General features: G+C 70.3%; 20 protein-coding genes. 7 read left to right on the plus strand and 13 right to left on the minus strand.

Translation table 11 applies throughout. The features are described from left to right. From mmsA to ABZX79_RS29675, 5 genes are all read right to left on the minus strand, one after another. A complete protein-coding gene (gene mmsA, locus ABZX79_RS29655; protein ID WP_355264385.1) occupies positions 1–1,521 on the minus strand; it encodes a multiple monosaccharide ABC transporter ATP-binding protein in 1,521 nt (506 codons plus the stop codon). A 29-nt stretch (positions 1,522–1,550) separates the two neighbouring features. Further along, a complete protein-coding gene (gene chvE / locus ABZX79_RS29660) occupies positions 1,551–2,657 on the minus strand; it encodes a multiple monosaccharide ABC transporter substrate-binding protein (protein WP_215128772.1) in 1,107 nt (368 codons plus the stop codon). Between the two features lie 5 nt (positions 2,658–2,662). Then, positions 2,663–3,670 carry a hypothetical protein gene (locus ABZX79_RS29665; protein WP_355264334.1) on the minus strand — a complete coding sequence of 336 codons (1,008 nt, stop codon included), beginning with the start codon at positions 3,668–3,670 and terminating at the stop codon, positions 2,663–2,665. 417 nt (positions 3,671–4,087) lie between these two features. Continuing rightward, complete coding sequence (locus ABZX79_RS29670) at positions 4,088–5,056, minus strand: alcohol dehydrogenase catalytic domain-containing protein (protein WP_355264388.1); 969 nt, start codon at positions 5,054–5,056, stop codon at positions 4,088–4,090. A gap of 41 nt (positions 5,057–5,097) precedes the next feature. Next, positions 5,098–6,246, minus strand: a complete 1,149-nt coding sequence (locus tag ABZX79_RS29675) for a mandelate racemase/muconate lactonizing enzyme family protein (protein WP_355264337.1) — start codon at positions 6,244–6,246, stop codon at positions 5,098–5,100. A gap of 204 nt (positions 6,247–6,450) precedes the next feature. Here ABZX79_RS29675 and ABZX79_RS29680 point away from each other — a divergent pair, with 204 nt between their 5' ends. The 4 genes from ABZX79_RS29680 (at position 6,451) to ABZX79_RS29695 (ending at position 9,743) form a co-directional block, all read left to right on the plus strand. Continuing rightward, complete coding sequence (locus tag ABZX79_RS29680) at positions 6,451–7,221, plus strand: IclR family transcriptional regulator (protein WP_214967079.1); 771 nt, start codon at positions 6,451–6,453, stop codon at positions 7,219–7,221. Between the two features lie 8 nt (positions 7,222–7,229). Continuing rightward, positions 7,230–8,066, plus strand: coding sequence for an SMP-30/gluconolactonase/LRE family protein (locus ABZX79_RS29685; RefSeq protein ID WP_355264341.1), 837 nt, complete (start codon positions 7,230–7,232; stop codon positions 8,064–8,066). A 114-nt stretch (positions 8,067–8,180) separates the two neighbouring features. Next, positions 8,181–9,278 (plus strand): NADH:flavin oxidoreductase/NADH oxidase, encoded by a 1,098-nt coding sequence (locus ABZX79_RS29690; RefSeq protein WP_355264344.1) that lies wholly within the window; start codon positions 8,181–8,183, stop codon positions 9,276–9,278. 111 nt (positions 9,279–9,389) lie between these two features. Then, positions 9,390–9,743 (plus strand): transcriptional regulator, encoded by a 354-nt coding sequence (locus ABZX79_RS29695; RefSeq protein WP_355264347.1) that lies wholly within the window; start codon positions 9,390–9,392, stop codon positions 9,741–9,743. 9 nt (positions 9,744–9,752) lie between these two features. On the opposite strand, the gene ABZX79_RS29700 is transcribed toward ABZX79_RS29695, so the two are convergent. Then, complete coding sequence (locus ABZX79_RS29700) at positions 9,753–11,114, minus strand: FAD-dependent oxidoreductase (RefSeq protein ID WP_355264350.1); 1,362 nt, start codon at positions 11,112–11,114, stop codon at positions 9,753–9,755. Between the two features lie 139 nt (positions 11,115–11,253). Here ABZX79_RS29700 and ABZX79_RS29705 point away from each other — a divergent pair, with 139 nt between their 5' ends. Continuing rightward, positions 11,254–11,769, plus strand: coding sequence for a DUF6214 family protein (locus tag ABZX79_RS29705; protein WP_355264352.1), 516 nt, complete (start codon positions 11,254–11,256; stop codon positions 11,767–11,769). Between the two features lie 30 nt (positions 11,770–11,799). On the opposite strand, the gene ABZX79_RS29710 is transcribed toward ABZX79_RS29705, so the two are convergent. Beyond that, the gene (locus ABZX79_RS29710; protein ID WP_355264391.1) at positions 11,800–12,483 is read right to left on the minus strand and encodes a DUF305 domain-containing protein; all 684 of its coding nucleotides are present in this window, start codon (positions 12,481–12,483) and stop codon (positions 11,800–11,802) included. 183 nt (positions 12,484–12,666) lie between these two features. Between ABZX79_RS29710 and ABZX79_RS29715 the strand changes: the two genes are divergently transcribed. Then, positions 12,667–14,154, plus strand: coding sequence for a hypothetical protein (locus tag ABZX79_RS29715; RefSeq protein WP_355264355.1), 1,488 nt, complete (start codon positions 12,667–12,669; stop codon positions 14,152–14,154). Here ABZX79_RS29715 and ABZX79_RS29720 read toward each other — a convergent pair. The 6 genes from ABZX79_RS29720 to ABZX79_RS29745 form a co-directional block, all read right to left on the minus strand. After that, positions 14,142–14,783 (minus strand): helix-turn-helix domain-containing protein, encoded by a 642-nt coding sequence (locus ABZX79_RS29720; protein ID WP_355264358.1) that lies wholly within the window; start codon positions 14,781–14,783, stop codon positions 14,142–14,144. The genes ABZX79_RS29715 and ABZX79_RS29720 overlap by 13 nt on opposite strands. A 151-nt stretch (positions 14,784–14,934) precedes the next feature. Beyond that, complete coding sequence (locus ABZX79_RS29725; RefSeq protein WP_355264361.1) at positions 14,935–15,630, minus strand: HAD-IA family hydrolase; 696 nt, start codon at positions 15,628–15,630, stop codon at positions 14,935–14,937. After that, entirely contained in the window at positions 15,627–16,331 is a 705-nt protein-coding gene (locus ABZX79_RS29730; RefSeq protein ID WP_355264364.1) for a phosphatase PAP2 family protein, read from the minus strand. The genes ABZX79_RS29725 and ABZX79_RS29730 overlap by 4 nt, the downstream gene beginning before the upstream one ends. Positions 16,332–16,424: 93 nt before the next feature. Further along, complete coding sequence (locus ABZX79_RS29735) at positions 16,425–17,360, minus strand: M56 family metallopeptidase (protein ID WP_355264367.1); 936 nt, start codon at positions 17,358–17,360, stop codon at positions 16,425–16,427. An 81-nt stretch (positions 17,361–17,441) separates the two neighbouring features. Continuing rightward, positions 17,442–18,029 (minus strand): DUF5134 domain-containing protein, encoded by a 588-nt coding sequence (locus tag ABZX79_RS29740; RefSeq protein WP_355264370.1) that lies wholly within the window; start codon positions 18,027–18,029, stop codon positions 17,442–17,444. A gap of 108 nt (positions 18,030–18,137) precedes the next feature. Continuing rightward, positions 18,138–18,524, minus strand: a complete 387-nt coding sequence (locus ABZX79_RS29745; RefSeq protein ID WP_355264373.1) for a VOC family protein — start codon at positions 18,522–18,524, stop codon at positions 18,138–18,140. Positions 18,525–18,593: 69 nt separating this feature from the next. Between ABZX79_RS29745 and ABZX79_RS29750 the strand changes: the two genes are divergently transcribed. Beyond that, entirely contained in the window at positions 18,594–19,145 is a 552-nt protein-coding gene (locus ABZX79_RS29750) for a GNAT family N-acetyltransferase (protein ID WP_355264376.1), read from the plus strand. Positions 19,146–19,325 lie beyond the last annotated feature (180 nt).

Genomic DNA, 19,325 nt, shown 5'->3' on the forward strand with positions numbered 1-19,325 from the left:
TTACCTCTTGTCCATGGTCATGTGGCGCATCAGTACTTCCTGGGTCGCGTCCGCGCGCTCGATCTCGCCGGTCAGTCGGCCGGCGGACATCGTGTAGACGCGGTCGCACATGCCGAGCAGTTCGGGGAGTTCGGAGGAGATGAAGACGACGGCCTTGCCTTCGGCGGCGAGGCGGTCGATCACGCTGTAGATCTCGAACTTGGCGCCGACGTCGATCCCGCGGGTCGGCTCGTCGAGGATCAGCACATCGGGACCCGCGAAGATCCACTTGCTGAGGACGACCTTCTGCTGGTTGCCGCCGGACAGCCGCCCGACCTGCTCGAAGACCGTCGGTGCCTTGATGTTCATGCTGCGGCGGTACGACTCCGCGACCCTGGTCTCCTCGTGCCCGTCGACGATGCCGCGCCTGGCCACCTTCGGCAGGGCGCTGAGGGTGATGTTGCGGCCGATGGTGTCGATGAGGTTGAGGCCGTAGTGCTTGCGGTCCTCGGTGACGTACGCGATGCCGTGGCCGATCGCCTCGGGGACGGTCCTGGTGCGGATCTCCTCGCCGTCCTTGAGGACGGTGCCGCTGATGTTCCGGCCGTACGACCGCCCGAAGACGCTCATCGCGAGCTCCGTACGCCCGGCTCCCATCAGCCCGGCGATGCCCACGATCTCGCCCCGCCGGACGTGCACCGAGACCCCGTCCACGACCTTGCGCTGCTGGTCGATGGGGTGGTGCACGGTCCAGTCGCGGACCTCGAGGGCGGGGTGGGCGCCGGGATCACCTTCGTACGCCGTCCGCTCGGGAAAGCGGTGGTCGAGGTCGCGGCCGACCATGCCGCGGATGATCCGCTCCTCGGTGGTCTCCGCCGCCTTGACGTCCAGCGTCTCGATGGTCCGGCCGTCGCGGATGATGGTGACCGAGTCGGCGACCTCCGCGATCTCGTTGAGCTTGTGCGAGATGATGATCGAGGTGATGCCCTGTTCCTTCAGCTCCAGGATGAGCCGGAGAAGCTGAGCCGAGTCCTCGTCGTTGAGCGCCGCGGTCGGCTCGTCGAGGATCAGCAGCTTCACCTCCTTGGAGAGCGCCTTCGCGATCTCCACGAGCTGCTGCTTGCCGACCCCGATGTCCGCGACCCGCGTCTGCGGATGCTCGCGCAGCCCCACCCGTTTGAGCAGCGCCGCCGCGTGCTTGAGCGTCTCGTTCCAGCTGATGATCCCGCGCCGGGCGTGCTCGTTGCCGAGGAAGATGTTCTCGGCGAGGGAGAGGTACGGCACCAGGGCGAGCTCCTGGTGGATGATCACGATGCCGTGCGCCTCGCTGGCCCGGATGTCCTTGAAGGCGCAGTGTTCGCCGTCGAAGAGGATGTCCCCTTCGTAACTCCCGTGCGGGTGTACGCCGCTGAGGACCTTCATCAGCGTCGACTTGCCGGCGCCGTTCTCCCCGCAGACGGCATGAACCTCACCGCGCGCCACGGTCAGCGTCACGTCGGAGAGCGCTTTGACGCCGGGGAAGGTCTTGACGATGGAGCGCATCTCCAGGACGGGCGCTGTGGGCCCCGCCGTCACAGGTCGCTCGCCTTGATGTATCCGGAATCGACCAGAACGGACCGGTAGTTGGTCTTGTCGACACTGACCGGGTCGAGGAGGAAGGACGGCACGACCTTCTTCTCGTTGTTGTACGTCTTGGTGTCGTTGACCTCGGGCTTCTTGTCGTTCAGTACGGCGTCGGCCATCTGCACGGCCTGCTTGGCGAGCGCCCGGGTGTCCTTGTAGACGGTCTGCGTCTGCTGCCCCGCGATGATCGACTTGATCGAGGCGACCTCCGCGTCCTGACCGGTGACGACCGGGTACGGCTTGGCCGCCGTACCGTAACCGTCCGACTTGAGAGCGGAGAGGATGCCGATGGAGATGCCGTCGTACGGCGAGAGGATGGCGTCCACCTCGTCGGAGCCGTACGCCTTGGTCAGCAGGTCGTCCATGCGCTTCTGCGCGGTCCCGCCGTCCCAGCGCAGGGTGGTGACCTGGTCCAGCTTGGTCTGCCCGCTCCTGACGACGATCTGCTTGCTGTCGATGTACGGCTTCAGGGTCTTCCACGCGCCCTGGAAGAAGTAGCCGGTGTTGTTGTCGTCGGGCGAACCGGCGAACAGCTCGACATTGAACGGCCCCTTCTTGCCACCGTCCTTGAGCCCGAGCTTGTCGATGATGTACGTCGCCTGGAGGACGCCGACCTTCTCGTTGTCGAAGGAGGCGTAGTAGTCGACGTCGGGGGTGCCGAGGATGAGGCGGTCGTAACTGATCACCTTGACGCCCTGGTCGGCGGCCTGGCCGAGCACGTCGCCCAGCGCGCGGCCGTCGATGGCGGCGACCACCAGCACGTCAACACCCTTGGTGATCATGTTCTCGATCTGCGAGACCTGCTGGTCGACGTCATCCTCGCCGTACTGCAGATCCGTCTTGTAGCCGAGCTTCTTGAACTGCTCGACCATGTTGTTGCCGTCGGCGATCCACCGCTCCGAGGACTTCGTGGGCATCGCGATGCCGATGGTGCCGTCCCCCGCGGACTTCTTCTCCTTGCTGCCACCCTCGGCATTCTGGCCGCAGGCGGCGAGGGAGAGGGCGAGCGCGGTGGTGGTGAGGGCGGTTGCGGCCCGGAATATGCGTCGCGTCATGCGGATCAGTCCTTCGCGGGGGTGGTGGTGGCGGTGGGGACGGTGGTGGTGACGGGGAAGCGGTGGAGCGGGCCGGGCAGCCGGGAACCGAGCGGGGACATCCCGCCGTCCGCGCCGTGCCGGGCCAGCAGATCGAGTACGAGCCGGCCGCGGCGCACGCGCTCACGGGCGCCGGCCAGGGCGGTGTCGCGCAGTTGGGCGCCGTACGGATAGATGCCGGGGGACTTGGACAGCCCGAACTTGAGGTAGAGGGGTGCGCCGCGCCGGATCAGCTCGGCGGCTTCGTACATGCGGATGTAGCCGCCGAGGTCGTCGGGCGCCTCCACGTAGAGGTCCATGGGGGCGCGGCTGACCCGGCGGATCTCGGTGAAGTGGGCGAGCGTGAGGTCGGAGGGGATGTTGACGGAGTCGGCGCCGAGCCGCTCGTACACGGCGTACGAGGCCGGATTGACCGGGCCGATCAGCGCGGAGACCTTGAAGGTGGTGTCGGCGGGCAGCACACCGTCGGCGCGCAGTTGGTGCAGCGTCCACAGCACGCCCTCGTCGGCGACGAGCAGGCACTTCACGCCCAGCGCGGATGCCCGCAGGGCGTCTTCGACGCATCCGGCGAGCGCGTCGTGCCCACGGGCACGCAGCCCCGCTCCGCCGGAGTCGGTGCGGGTGGCGGCGCCGATGTCCCAGGTGCCGCGCGGGCCGGTGAACAGGCAGAGCTCGATGTCGCGTTCGGCGCAGGACTCCACCATCTCCGTGATGTCGCTGTCGGTCAGCATCCAGATGCCGCTGCCCTGGCTGATGCGGTGGATGGGGACGTCGAGGCGCGAGCTCTCCTTGAGTACGACGGCGAGCGCCTCGGGGCCTTCGACGGAGGGGACCTCGGTGCGCCAGGTGCCGCCGTCGGGGAAGGTGTGCGGGGAGGTGTCGGCGGGGTTGTCCTTCGGAGAGGTGTACCCCACGCGAGCGAGAGCGTCGGCGCCGGGGCGGCGCGGGGCTGACGGGACTGACGGGGCTGTCACGAGACTCCTTGGTTCGACATTTCGGACGAAGTTCGGTCACAAGCGCATGCGTTACGGGCAACGCCGGCCTTGCGGGCCGGCGCCGGCGCTACGGTCCAACGGCGCCGGTGCGGGTCAACCGGGACCCTGTGGGCCAACTCCGGCCCTGTGGGCGACTCGGCCGTGAGGCCAGTGCCGCCCGCGCGGGCCGGCTTACTCCCTGCGGGCCGCCTGCTGGCCGGGCGGGCCAACCGGCGCTGTGGCCATTGCCCGCCTGGGGCCAACTCCGGCCCCTGCGTGCAAAGCCCGGTCCTGCCGGGCGATGCCCGTGCGCTGCGGAAAACCAGCCCGTCCGGCGTTTGAGGACTGGGGGTCTGGGGGCAAAGCCCCCAGTTCGGGAAGGGGCGGGGTGGGGGAACGAAAGCCCCCGGCCGCCCGCTACGGCCGCAGCAGCACCTTCCCGACCCCGTGATCGCCGCCTCCCACCAGCGCCACCGCATCCCCGAACCGCTCCAGCGGGAACTCGTGCGTGATCAGCGGGCGCGGATTGATCAGCCCGGCACCGAACGCCCGTACAGCGAACGACCACGCCGACGACGGTGCCCCGAAGACGGACCGCACCGTGAGCTGGCTCAGCGACAGATGCACCGGATCGATACCTGTCGCCCCCGCCGTGAACATCCCGGTGAGGATCACCCGCCCGCCCCGCCGCGCCAGCAGACAGGACGACGCCGCGGTGGAAGGCGCTCCGGCGGTCTCGACGACCAAGTCGTAGCGTCCCGCCAGGTCCGCACCCTCCTCCGGCGTACGCGCCTCGGTCGCCCCGAACTCCAGCGCCTGAACGGCCCGTTCCTTGCGAGGGTCGAAGACCGCCAGCTCACCGGGGCCCCCGGCGGCCAGCAGCTGAACCGCCAGGAGCCCGAGCGTGCCGGCCCCCACCACAGCCACCCGCTCGCCCGCCTCCGCCTGCCCCGCCCGCACGGCGGCGGCCACCACCGCGGCCGGCTCCAGCAGCGCGGCGGCCGGCAGATCGGCGTCGTCGGCGAGCGGATGCAGCAGCCGCGCGGGGACGACGACATGGTCGGCGAAGGCGCCCGGCCGGGTGAAGCCCGTCTCGTCGTACCCCGAGGCGCACAGCGACGTATCGCCGCAGCGGCACCGCTCGCACGTGCCGCACGCCCGGAATCCCTCAGCGACGGTCTTACGCCCGACGAGCCCGGCGTCTACTCCCTGGCCCACCGCCTCGACCGTCCCGGACCACTCGTGCCCGGGAACCACCGGATAGCGCACATACGCCGCGTCGCGATGGCCGTCGTACACCTCCCGGTCGCTCATGCAGATCCCGGCGGCGGCCACCCGCACCAGCACCTCGCCGGGACCGGGCTCGGGCGGTGGACCGGCCACCATCCGGTGCTCACCCGGCCGCTCAATCACCACCGAACGGCTGCTCACTTCGGCTTCCTCTGCTCCCAGCCCTCGGCCCACAGGTCGAACCTCGCCTGCTGCTGCGGGAATTCGGCGGCTGCCGCGACATCGAGCTCGACGCCGAGACCGGGGGCGTGGGAGACCTCGAAGTACCCGTCGACCACCTCCGGCGCTCCGCGCACCACCTTCTTGATTTCGGCGTCGGCGAAGTCGTTGAAGTGCTCAAGGATCTTGAAGTTGGGGGTGCAGGCCGCCAGTTGGAGGCTGGCCGCAGTCAGTACCGAGCCGCCCACGTTGTGCGGCGCGATCTGCACGTAGTGCGTCTCGGCGGTCGCGGCGAGCTTCCTCGCCTCCAGGATTCCGCCGACATGGCCGAGGTCCGGCTGGATGATGTCGGCGGCCTGCGACTCGAACAGCTCGCGGAACTCGATCCGGTCGTGAATGCGTTCGCCGGTGGCGATCGGCATGTCCACCTTGGCGGCGACCTTCTCCAGCGCCTTGAGGTTCTCCGGCGGCACCGGCTCCTCCAGCCAGGCGGGCCGGAAGGGCGCCAGCTCGCGGGCGAGCCGCACCGCCGTGGCGGGGGAGAAGCGGCCGTGCATCTCCAGCATCAGCTCGGTCTCCGGGCCGATCGCGTCCCGCACGGCCTCGATCAGCGACACCGCGTAGAGCGTCCCGGCGTGGTCGAGCTCGTAGTGACCGGTTCCGAAGGGGTCGATCTTCAGCGCGCGGTAGCCGCGCTCGACGACCGTCTGTGCGGCCTTGTGGTACGCCTCGGGAGTGCGCTCCGTGGTGTACCAGCCGTTGGCGTACGCCTTGACCTTGTCGGTGACCTTTCCGCCGAGCAGCTGCCAGACCGGTACCCCGAGCGCTTTGCCCTTGATGTCCCAGCAGGCCATCTCCACGACCGCGATGCCCGACATGACGATCTCGCCCGCCCGGCCGTAGTCGCCGTACTTCATCCGGCGGACGAGGTCCTCGACGGCGAACGGGTCGGATCCCGCGATGTGGTTGGCCTCGGCCTCGCGGAGGTAGCCGAGGAGCGCGTCGGTGTGGCCGAGCATCCGGGTCTCGCCGACACCGGTGAGGCCTTCGTCCGTATGGACCACGACATAGGTGAGATTGCGCCAGGGTGTCCCGACGACATGCGTGCTGATTCCCGTAATACGCAAGGCAGTTGTCCCTTGGGGTGTGTTCGAGATTTCGTCACACGTTCGAAATGCTGGCGTGACCGTAATCAGCACCTCGCGGGGGTGTCAATGGCTTGCGCATCGTGAAGCGCTGCCCATTGCCCGGCGAACGGACCTGCGGTTAGCCTGTGTTCGTCATACCGGCCAATGGTCGGAGTTTCGAACGGAAGGGGTGGGTGGCCGATCATGGGACGACTGGTCCCGGCGGTGACGAGGTCGCTGGACATACTCGAGCTGTTCCTGGAGGGGGACGGCACGCTGTCCGCGCCCGACGTCACGCGCAAGCTCCAGCTGCCGCGCACCACAGTGCACGAGCTGCTCACCACGCTCGCCGCGCGCTCCTACGTGGTGCCCGTTCCCGAACAGCCAGGCCGCTACCGGCTCGGTGTGCGCACGTACCAGCTCGGCAGCCGGTACGCGGAACAGCTCGATCTCGCGGCGGAGGGGCAGCAAGTGGCCCGTGAGGTGGCCGAGACCTGCGACGAGACCGTCCATGTCGCCATCCTTGAGGACACCGACGTCATCTACATCGCCAAGGTGGACTCGACGCACGCGGTCCGGATGGTCTCCGCCGCCGGTCGCAGGCTGCCCGCGCACTGCACCTCCGTCGGCAAGATGCTGCTCGCCTCACTGTCGGAGGCGGAGCTCGACGCGCGCGTCGAAGGACGGGACTTCGCTGCCATGACGCCCAACAGCATCACTGATCCGGGCGATTTGCGCACCGCCCTCGCCGAGATCCGGGAGCGTGGCCTCGCTTTCGAGCACCGGGAGTCGAACCCGGACGTGAGCTGTGTGGCCGCGCCGGTGCGCGACAGCGCGGGACGGGTCGTCGCCGCGCTCTCCATCTCCGTACCGATGATCCGGTGGAGCGAGGAGCGGGAGGCGGAGCTGGCGGAGCTGGCGGCGAAGGGTGCGGGCGACCTGTCGGTACGCCTCGGCCACCGGGTCCGGTCGTGAGGCCGCACATGACGCAGGTCGCGGTGCGGGAGTGGGCGTCGCTCGGCGAGGGGCCGACCTGGGACGCGGCGACGGGCCGGCTGATCTGGGTGGACATCCTGTCCGCGCGCATCCACACGTACGACCCCGTGAGTGGCCGCCGTACGGTCATGGTCACCGAACAGCATGTCGGCGCGGCCGAGCCGCGGGCCGGCGGCGGCCTGGTCGTCAACCTCCGCGACGGAATCGGCCTGTACGGGCCCGACCTCGCCTTCTCCTGGCTGGTGCGCGACCCGGTGCCCGGCCGTCGCGGCAATGACGCGGCCGTCGCCCCCGACGGGGCTCTGTGGGCGGGCACCATGCGGTACGACGAAGAGCCGGGCGGCGGAAGTCTCACGCGGATCGCGCCGGACGGCACGGCCACGCGGGCGGTGACCGCCGCTGTCAGCAACGGCACGGGCTGGAGCCCGGACGGGCGCCTCATGTATTACGCCGATTCGCCCACCCGTCGCATCGATGTCTTCGACGTGGCCGGTGAAGGCGTCACGAACCGGCGGCCGTGGGTGCGGATCGAAGAGGGCGCGGGCTATCCGGACGGCCTGACCGTCGACGCCGACGGCTGCGTCTGGGTGGCCCTGTGGGACGGCGCCGCGATCCGCCGGTACACGCCGGACGGGCGGCTCGACCGGATCGTCGAACTGCCCGTGAGCCGGCCGACGGCCTGCGCTTTCGGTGGCGCCGGTCTGCGTGACCTGTACGTCACCACGGCCCGGACCGGCCTCACCCGCCCGCACCCGCTCTCCGGTTCCCTGCTGGTCCTGCCCGACGCGGGCCAGGGCCTGCCCTCCACGCCCTTCGGAGGCTGAGGAAAACTCGTTGTACGAGAGGCTTCGTAATTTGACGATCGTCGTAGTACGGTGTGTATCGTACTAAGCGCGGTCGATCGATCCAGCCGCACCAGCTGAAACGGAGTCCTTCTCGTGAGTGCCCTCTTCGAGCCCTACACCCTGCGATCGCTGACCATCCCCAACCGCATCTGGATGGCGCCCATGTGCCAGTACAGCGCGGAGGTGTTCGGACCGAACGCCGGAGTCGCGCACGACTGGCACTTCGCCCACTACGCCGCCCGCGCCGCCGGCGGCACCGGCCTGATCCTGGTGGAGGCCACGGCGGTCAGCCCCGAGGGCCGGATCAGTCCGGCCGACCTCGGCATCTGGAACGACCGGCAGGTCGAGGCGTTCCGCCGCGTCACCGCGTTCCTCGAGGGCCAGGGCACCGTCCCGGGCATTCAGCTGGCGCACGCCGGACGCAAGGCGTCCACCGACCGCCCCTGGCGCGGCGGCGCGCCCCTCGTCGCGGACCCCGAGGCCTGGCAGCCCGTCGCTCCGAGCCCGATGCCGTACGACGAGGACCATCCGGTGCCCACCGAGCTGACCGCCGGGCAGATCGCGGAGATCGTGGAGCAGTTCGCGGACGCCGCGCGGCGGGCCCTCGCCGCCGGCTTCAAGGTCGCCGAGATACATGGCGCGCACGGCTACCTGATCGGCGAGTTCCTCTCCCCGCACAGCAACCGCCGCACCGACGAGTACGGCGGGTCCTTCGAGAACCGCACGCGCTTCGCCCTGGAGGTCGTGGACGCGGTGCGCGCGGTGTGGCCCGAGGAGCTGCCGCTGTTCTTCCGGATCTCGGCCACCGACTGGCTGACCGAGAACACCGAGGACGAACGCGACGGCTGGACGGCCGACGACACCGTCCGCTTCGCCCGTGAGCTCAAGGCGCACGGCGTGGACCTGCTCGACGTCTCGACGGGCGGCCTCGCGCCGCGCGCGCGGATCCCCGTCGGCCCCGGTTATCAGGTGCCGTTCGCCGAGCGCGTCCGTACCGAGACGGGTCTGCCCGTCGCCGCGGTGGGCCTGATCACCGACCCAGTACAGGCCGAGAAGATCCTCGCCGACGGCCAGGCGGACGCCGTACTGCTCGGCCGGGAACTGCTGCGCAACCCTTCGTTCGCCCGCCACGCCGCACGCGAACTGGGCGGCGAGGTGCACACCCCGGAGCAGTACCACCGCGCCGTCTGAGCATCCCCTGGGGGCACGGCGGCCGCCGTGCCCCCAGGGCGCGTACGAACGACGGACGCCGAACTACGACGGGCGTCGTACGATTGGTACCCCGGACGAACTGGAGACGCCGTGAACACCGCAACGAGTACGCGTGAACTCGCGCACCCCACGCGCGACGAGATCCGCCTCGAAGGGGTGCTCCACGCGCTGTCCGACCCGATGCGCCTGCTCATCGTCCGCGAAATGGCGGTGGCCGAGTCCGAGCTGGCCTGTTCGTACTTCACGCTCCCCGTCACCAAGTCCACGACCACCCACCACTTCCGCGTACTGCGGGAGAGCGGCGTCATCCGGCAGGCCTACCGGGGTACGGCCAAGCTCAACGGGCTGCGCCGCGAGGACCTGGAAGCGCTCTTCCCCGGCCTGATGGACCGCGTCCTGGAGGCGGCGGCCCTGGAGGCGGACCGGCTCGGCACCGACGGCTGACGCGCCCGCTCAGTTCCCGCCGTGCGCGGCGGCCAGCAGTCCCTCCCAGTCGTGGAGCTTCACCGACCGGCGGCCCAGCGAGACGCCCAGCGCCGCCTCCGCCGCCTCGATCGCCCGCCAGTCGTTCCACACGACCGGGCGGATCCCCGACTCCCGCAGCGCGTCGAGCGGGTCGTCCACGAGCGGGCGGCCGGCGAGCGCCGACGCGTCCGCGAGGAGCGAAGCCACCGTCTCCTTGGCGCACGGCCGGTTGGTGCCGATGACGCCGGTCGGACCCCGCTTGATCCAGCCCGCGACGTACTCGCCCGGCGACGGCACACCGTCCCGCAGAACGCGCCCCGCGGCATGCGGCACCGTCCCGCTCCCCGGGTCGAACGGCAGCCCGGGGAGCGGCGCCCCCCGGTAGCCGACCGACCGCAGCACCAGCTGTGCCTCGAGGTCCTCGTACGTCCCCGTGCCGCGTACGCCGCCGCTGCCGTCGGGCACCGTGCGCTCGAAGCGCACCCCGGCCGCCCGCCCGTTCTCCTCCAGCACCTCCACCGGCCGCAGGAAGAACCGCAGATGGATGCGGCGGGCCCGCTGCCCGTCGCCGCCCGTGGCCCAGCCCCGCAGTACCTCGACATTGCGCCGGTTCACAGCGGGCAGGGCCACAGCGACGGCCGACTCGGGATCGGCGTACGCCGGATCCAGGGCGAGCTCCTCGGGCCGTACGACCACACCCGCGTCCGGCAGCGTGCCGAGCTCCCGCAGCTCCTTGGTGGTGAACTTCGCCTGCGAGGGACCGCGCCTGCCCACCATGTGCACATCGCGCACCTGGCTGCGCGCCAGCACGTCGAGCGCCGGCTGCGGCACATCCGTGGGCCGCAGCTCGTGCGCGCCGCGCGCCAGGATACGGGCGACGTCCACCGCCACATTGCCCACGCCGATGACGACGGCCGAACGCGCGCCCAGCGCGAACCCGTTCGCGGACGCGTCAGGATGCGCGCTGTACCAGGAGACGAAATCGGTGGCCGAATAGCTACCGGGCAGATCCTCACCGGGAATGCCGAGCCGGCGGTCGGTCGCGGCCCCGACGCAGTACACCACCGCGTGGTAGAGCTCCAGCAGCCGCGCGCAGGTGAGTCCGGCCGATCCCACCTCGGCATGGCCGACGAAGGTGATCCGCTCGTGTTCGAGCACGGTGCGCAGACTGCCCTGAAGCGACTTGATCTTCTCGTGGTCCGGTGCGACGCCGTAACGCACCAGTCCGTACGGACAGGGCAGCCGGTCCAGTACGTGCACGTGAACGTCGGGCACCGCGTCCTGCTGCACCAAGGCCTGCGCGGCGTAGACCCCGCTGGGGCCTGAACCGATCACTGCGACTCGAAGCACGGCGGGGGCTCCTTCCCGCGAAGGTCTCCAGCATGGCATCGATCGGCGGGCCGGGGGAGATGCTCTGAGGGGGTGCCTTACGGCGTACCCACGTGCGCGCCGTGGCGGACCCCGCGCGGGGTGGGGTTACGTTCTCACCGTGCTGGAAAGTACCTTTTTTGACGTTAACAACCATTATGAACCGAATGAGGCGGAGCCGGTACGGCCCGCCTGGTTCAACGTCCGGCTCACCTTCGCCGACGGCGCCAGGATCGACGTACTGGCCGCGATGTCCGCGGAGCGGATCACCGTCGAGGAGGTACGCGCCGATCTGCCGCTGGGCGGCTTCACGGCGGCCGCGGAGTGGGTCGAAGGACCGCTCGGCGGCGCCTGCCGGGTGGTCGCCGAGGCGCCGCGTACGTCCGCCGAAGAGGCGTCCGAGCCGAAGCCGCCGCCCGTGAAGCCACCGCCGGTCAGACGCGCCCGCCCGTCCTGGCCCGGCGGCAAGGCGGGACGGCGGATCGCGGCGCAGGCGTACCGGGCGGCCCAGCAGGCGGGGCAGGACCCGGTGCTCGCGGTGATGTGCGCGACGGGCCGCAGCCGGCGCAAATCGCTCAGGCTGATCGCGAGCGCGCGTGACGAGGGCCATCTGCCGCCCCGCCACAACCGCCGCTAGGCGTCCTTCGGCATCAATCGAGGCCCGCCCCTACATGTCGCGCATCCTGCCGATCTCGGCGGTCTGCTGCGCGAGCACGTCGGTCGCCATCTCCTCGACCTGGACGTTGTTCCCCTGCGACAGGACCTCGGTCGCCATGTCGACCGCGCCCTGGTGATGAGTGATCATCAGCTTCAGGAAGAGCCGGTCGAAGTCCTTGCCCTCGGCCGCGCGCAACTGCGCGAGCTGCTTGTCCGTGGCCATCCCCGGCATCGCGCCGTGGTCGTGGCCGCCCTTGTGCTTCTTGCCGCCGTTGTTGTCGAGCCACCCCCGCATGGCGGCGATCTCCGGTCCCTGGGCGCCCGCGATCCGCTCGGCGAGCCCCTTGACCTTCGCCGAGTCGGCCCGCTTCGGCGCGAGTTCGGTCATCACCAGTGCCTGGCCGTGATGCTCGATCATCATCCGCGCGTACGTGAAGTCCGCTCCGTTGGGCGAGCCGTCGGGCAGTGCCTTCGCCGCCTCCTGGGCCGACATGGTCTTCGCGGGCTCACCCGGCTTGCCCGGCGCGACAACCGAAGGACCGGCGGCTGCCTTGCCCTTCGGCGCGGCCGCACCGCCCGCGTCGCAGGCGCTGAGGCCCAGCACGGCGGCCGCGGCCACCGCGACCGCCGCCGTCGCCGCGCGTGCGGGTCTGTGCGTTCCCGGTCTCCGGGCGCGCGTGGGCTGGCGGCGGATCAACACGGCGACCTCCTGAGGGACATGGGGTAGTTGATGCCTGTTCTTAGCACGCTTGTGCACACCGGTGATCAAAAACTTTCATTACGTCTTCGTTGCCATCTGTTGAGATGTGCATGCAAACGACGATACTGCCGGGGTGTGTCAACCGTTCAACTACGAACGGATACAAGGGAGGACGCAGTGACCTCGTTGCACATCACCCGCGTGCGGCGCAGACGCCTGGGCGTGGCTACAGCCGCGGCAGGGCTCATCGCCACCCTGCTGACGGCCGGTCCCGCGGCCGCGACCCCCGACCCCGGGGACGCGCCCGCGAAGAAGAAGAGCCTGACCACCTCACAGCAGGCCGAAGCCAGGGCCGCCATCGAGAGCGGCGAGATACCCGGCGTGGACGAGATCGTCCACAGCGACAACATCGAGCACCTCGTGAACGTCCCCAAGGACGCCATCAAGGGCACCAACTCGGACCTGGCGTTCCAGGGCAACTACGCCTTCTCCGGAAACTACGACGGCTTCCGGATCCTCGACATCAGCAACCCGAAGGCCCCGAAGACGGTCTCCCAGGTGCTGTGTCCCGGATCGCAGAACGACATTTCCGTCTCCGGAAACCTGCTCTTCCTCTCCACGGACTCCTCGCGCAACGACAACTCGTGCGCGAGCACGTCGCAGCCGGCGACGGAGAAGTCCTCCTGGGAGGGCATGAAGATCTTCGACATCAGCGACAAGAGCAACCCGCAGTACGTCGCCGCTGTCGAGACCGCGTGCGGCTCGCACACGCACACCCTGGTGCCGGACGGGCGTAACGTCTACGTCTACGTCTCCTCCTACTCGCCGAGCGACACCTTCCCGGACTGCCAGCCGCCGCACGACGGCATCTCCATCATCAAGGTGCCGCGCGGCGCCCCCGAGAAGTCCGCGATCGTGAACTTCCCGGTGCTCTTCCCGGACGGCGGAAACCCGGGCGCGCCCACCAACCCGGGCGTCTCCAAGACCACCGGCTGCCACGACATCACCGTGCTGCCCTCGAAGGACCTGGCCGCCGGTGCCTGCATGGGCGACGGCATCCTCTTCGACATCGAGGACCCGGAGCAGCCCAGGGTCATCGACCGCGTCCAGGACAACGTCAACTTCGCGTTCTGGCACTCGGCGACCTTCAACCAGAAGGCCAACAAGGTCGTCTTCACCGACGAGCTCGGCGGCGGCAGCGCCGCCACCTGCAACGAGGCCACCGGCCCGAAGCGCGGCGCCGACGGCATCTACGACATCACCGGCAAGGGCGACCAGCGCAAGCTGGTCTTCAAGAGCTACTTCAAGATCGACCGCCACCAGGCCGCCAACGAGAACTGTGTCGCCCACAACGGCTCGCTGATCCCGGTCAAGGGCAAGGACATCATGGTCCAGGCCTGGTACCAGGGCGGCCTCTCCGTCTGGGACTTCACCGACTCCTCCAAGCCCGAGGAGATCGCCTTCTTCGAGCGCGGCCCCGTCAGCGCGACCGCCACGGTCACCGCCGGTTCCTGGTCGGCGTACTACTACAACGGCTACATCTACTCCAACGACATGGCGAAGGGCTTCGACGTCCTGAAGCTCAACGACAAGCGCACCGACGGCGCCAAGAGGGTCCGGCTGCACGAGCTCAATGTGCAGACCCAGCCCGACTACCGCCGCTGATCCACGGTCCGCACGCGTGTGCCGCCGGGCGGTTCTCCGCCCGGCGGTACGCCGAGTTCCCAGGCCAGCCCGTACCGCTGGAACAACTCCGCCCGCAGGCTTGCGAGCGGCATCGGCGCCCCCGGCAGCAGCACGGCGAACACCGCGCCCATCAGCAGTGCGCGCAGCAGCGGATAGTCGGCGTCCACATCCGGTGACCCGTAGCGCACGACAGCGCCCCGCAGCAGCTCCGCCAGCCGCCGCTGTTCGGGGCACTGCACAAAGCCTTCGGCCTGGAGAATGCCCGCCATGTGGGTGCGCATGAGCACCGGGTGGTCGCAGGCGAGCCCCAGTACGGCGTCGATCGCGCGGGCCAGCAGTTCGCAGCCGTCGTCGGTGCGCGGCTCGCGCTCCAGAGCCGATTCGAGCGTCCGGTGCATCAACCGGTGAACGGCCGACTGCAACAACTGCCGTTTGCCGGGGAAGTAGTACGAGACCAGTCCGCGCGCCGATCCGGCCCGGTCCGCGATGTCGCCGAGCGTCGTCGCCTCGTAGCCGCGCTCCCCGACGAGCTCCACGGTGGCTTGCAACAGCCGTTCCCGGGAACGGCGACGCAACTCTTCATTGACCGATGCGCTGCGCGGGGTCATTCTGTAACTCCTGCGTTGACTGGCCCGTAGCCAATATACTCAGTGGTCTCACGTCAGGCGCCTCACCGGGCCTGCTCTGTGGGCTTGTTGTCCGTATCCGGCGGCGCGGGGGACCGCCGGATACGGACGCTTCGGCTTGCCCGGCTCCGCCTCACCCCACCAGTCTCAGTACCGGGCGCAGCCCGGCGGGCCGCTCGTCGGCCGGCAGGTGGTCCACGAAGTGCACGGCGCACCCCAGTTCCGCCGCGCCGCCGTCGGCCCGCCGGTCGTCGCCGACCATCAGGACATCGCGCGGATGGTGGCCGAGCGCCTCGCAGGCGGCCCTGAAGAGCCTCGCATCCGGCTTCTGGATGCCGTGCTCGTACGACAGGACGTACGCGTCCACCCACACGTCGAGCCCGTGCGCACGGAAGACCGGCCTCAGGTCCCACCCGATGTTGCTGACGACAGCTACGCCGATGCCCCGCCGCCGCAGTTCACCGAGCACCTCGGCGGCGTCGGGGTACGGACGCCAGGCGGCCGGCGTCATGTGGCGTTCGTACAGGGCGTCGTACAGGCGCGCGTCGGGGAGGACCACCTCACGGGCCAGACCCGTGTACGCGGCGCGGTGCCGCTCCGCGCTCTCGTCGCGAGTGGCCCACAGCTCGGCCAGATGCGGCGGCACCCGCTGCGGAGCGGCGCCGCCGGGCAGCGCCCCTGCCGCCTCCAACCGCCGTACGTACCGTGCGAAGTCGTCCGGCGGTACGGACAGTCCCTCGTCGTCGAGAACGGCGCGAAGCCACACCTCGGTCGGTTCGATCCTGAGCAGCGTGCCGGAGAAGTCGAAGAGCGCACCCTTGAACGTCATACGGAGGGTCCTTCCCGGGAAGCGACCAGGCGACCGTACGCCACCACCGAAAGGGCTACGACGGCCCCTCCCAGCAGCCAGCCGCCCAGCACGTCGGACACCCAGTGCACGCCCAGATACAGCCGGGTGACACCGACCCCGACCCAGGACAACGTCCCCACCACCAGCACGGCGGTGCGCAGCCGGGGATCCGCGCCGCGCAGCCAGAGCAGCCACACCAGCAGCCCGCAGGTGACCACCGCCGTCATCGCGTGGCCCGACGGCCAGGCCGAGAAGTGCGCGGAGTCGACCGGATCCGGCCACTCGGGCCGCTCACGGCCGACCGCTCCCTTGAGGCCCTGCTGTACGAGAGCGCCGAGCGCACTGGTGGCGGCGATCCAGAGGGCCAGAAGCCGTTCCCCCTGCCGCAGCAGCCAAAGGAAGACAACGGCCACCAGCGCACGCATCGTCCACGGGTCCCACACCCAGTCGGACAGGATCCGGTTGGTGTGCGTGACGGCGGGGTTGCCGACCGCCGAGTCGTGCAACGTGTCCGCGACCGAGCGGTCGAACGAGACCAGGGGGTGCCACTCGAGCGCGACCAGCAGCAGTAGCGCGACCGAGAGAGCGGAAAGGACAACGGCCGCGCGTACGGGGGCTGGAGGTTCCGGACGTGACGGCGGGGGCGACTGGGGCGGCTGAGTCGGCCTGGAGGAACGCATGGAAGGATCCTCGCTCACCGCCGACGCCCGGTGCCATTCCGGGGGGCCTGGGTGGCCGTCCCGCGGCCGTCTTCGCGCACACCGGCTATCCCACTATCCCAGCGCGCTGAGCCCCGGCACGAACGCCACCAGCAGCGGTACAGCGGGAACGAGCGAGGCCGCGGCCGTCAGCCGCAGCCGACGGCCCGCCGTGAGTCGCGGGGCCGCTGCCAGCAACCGGTCGACGCGCTGCGGCAGTTCGGCGTGCGGTGTCGGGCACGGGCCGAACACGCCGCGGTCCTCGTTGAGTTCGACCAGAGCGAGGGCGATCGTCAGCCGGCCGAAGCGCCGCGACGCCACATCGTCGGCGGCCAGCTCCACCAGCCGGTGCATCTCGTCGCGGAACGCCGCGAACACCGGAATCTGCGGGAACCCGATCGCGAGCGCGGACGCGCAGTGCAGCAGCCAGTCGTGCCTGGCCCGGACATGCCCCTGCTCATGGGCCAGTACGGCGTCGAGCTGGTGCCCCTTCAAGCGCCGCAACGCGGCAGTGGTGATGACCAGCTGCGGCGTGGCGCCCGGCAGCCACCACGCGTCGAGGCGCTCACCTTCGAGTACGACGAGCCGGTCACTGCCGGGCTCTTCGCCGGGCAGCAGCGGGGCGCGCACGAGCAGTTCCGCGCGCCGCTGCCCGCGCCGTACGTGCGCTCTGCGGATCTCCCGCGTCAGCATCGCCGCCGTCCAGGCGCCTCCGCACGCCAGCAGCACCGCGATGACCGCGGACCAAGGCCCGTACGCGGCAAGGGCGTACGCCTCCACCACGCCGTGCGGAGCGGGTGCGAAGACATGGCCCCGTACAGCCTGCCAGGCGGCGGCCGCGCTGAAGGTCATCGACAGACCGAAGCACAGCAGCACCGCAGCCACCACGCACTGCCACACCCACAGGGCCACCACGGGTTCGCGCTCCCGCCAGTCGGCGCGCGACATGAGCCGCGGGGCTCCGACGGCGGCGACGACACCGAGCAGCAGAAGTGCGAAGGAGACCGTCATACGGCCCAGCCTATGAGCGCGACCCTACTCGCGGGTATGACCGCGGCCCGCATGTGACGCAGGACACCGCTCAGAACCGTTTCACAGGGTGAGCAGCATCGCGATCATGCCGATGCCCATGGAAACCCGGCAGGCGAGCGCCAGCTCGGGCCGCGCACCCCAGGCGATTCCCCCGGCGCCGCCCGCTTCCACCGTCCCCGCGGCCACCGGCATCAGCCTCACCCCCGAGCGCAGCACGTACGCGGCGTAGTACAGCAGCAGTGCCCCGGTCAGCAGGGGAACACCGCCCGCCGCGTACCCGGCCGCGTGCCCCGCGTGCGCGGAGCTCGCCCCGCCCGGCGCCATCACCAGCGCCATGTAGACCATGGCCAGCGACCCCACCAGGTGATGCGCGTGGTGCCCGTGAACCGCGCCGCTCCCACGGGCCTGCCAGAGCGCCCACAGGGCCGCCCCGCCGAATACGGCGGCGTACAGCATCCAACCCCACACCGGCGGCGCGAGGACCGCGGCGGGCACCGCCATCGCCGCCATCCCGAATCCCATCAGAGCCTCACCGGCCGCCCCCTCGCGGTGTTCCCCCCTGCCGCTGCGCAGACGCAGCAGGCAGTAAGCGCCGGTCGCGGCGCACAGCGCCACGAGCAGCCAGCCGGACATCACCTGTCCGTGCACGGCATACCTCCCCGGTCGACGATCGACGGTGTCCCTCCCGTCCCGTCGATGCCCGCCCGCGCCGCGTCGTACGCGAGCGCACGGGGGTGCACAGGGGGCACGCCGGGGTCAGGGGCGGTAGCGCAGCGGGTGGTCCGCGGGCACCTCCACGACCGCGATGCGCACTCCGTCGGGATCGGCGATCCACATTTCGATCAGTCCCCACGGCTCCTTGACCGGCGGGCGCAGCACTTCGACGCCGTGCGCCGACAGTTCGTCGTACGCCGCAGCCGCGTCCGCGACCTGGAGCCACAGCTGGAGGGCGGGGGAGGGAGGGACGTCGGAGCGGCCGGAGACCTCCAGGAAGCCGCCGCCGAGGAAGTACACCGTTCCGCGCTCGGGGCCCGTGCCGAACTCGCGGTAGACGGCGAGCCCAAGAGCCTCGCCGTAGAACGTACGGGAACGCTCCGGATCCGTGGGCCGCAGAAGCGTCCTGCTGCTCAGTACATGCACCATGCACCCGGACCCTAGCGCGCGTTACGCTCGGGGCGCCCGACCCGCCGTACAGATCTGGAGAGCGCCCCCATGGAGACCACCCCGCGCCCGGCAGCCGCCGAGCTCATCTTCCGTGACGCGACCGAGGCCGACGTGGCGGCGCTTGTCGCGCTCATCGAGTCGGCGTACCGGGGGGACTCCAGCCGGTCGGGCTGGACCACCGAGGCGGACCTCCTCGAAGGGCAGCGGACCGATCCCGAGGGCGTCCTCGATGTGATCAAGTCGCCGGACAGCCGGCTGCTCACGGTGGAGCGGGACGGCGTGCTGGTTGCCTGCTGCCAGCTCGAACACCGTGGAGAGGCGGCGTACTTCGGAATGTTCGCGGTCCGTCCCGACGCGCAGGGCGGGGGGCTCGGGAAGGTGATCATCGCTGAGGCGGAGCGGATGGTGCGGGAGGTCTGGGGCGCCAGTGAGATGCACATGACGGTGATCTCCGTGCGGGACGATCTCATCGCGTGGTACGAGCGGCGTGGCTACCGGCGTACGGGGCGGATGACTCCGTTCCCGTACGGCGACGAGCGCTTCGGCGTTCCGCAGCGGGACGACCTGGAGTTCGAGCTGCTGGTGAAGGCGCTGGGCTAGGCGGGCGTGCGGGGCGCCTGCGGCGGGCCTTTTCCCCACCCCGCCCCTTCCCGAAACTGGGGGCAAGCCCCCAGCCCCCCAGACCACACAGACGCCCTTCGGGCGTGTCCTCAAACGCCGGACGGGCTGGATTCGGCCGCACCATCCAGCCCCTCCGGCGTTTGAGGAGCGGGGTCTGGG

Source organism: Streptomyces sp. NPDC002994 (assembly GCF_040611155.1).
Taxonomy (GTDB): Bacteria; Actinomycetota; Actinomycetes; order Streptomycetales; family Streptomycetaceae; genus Streptomyces.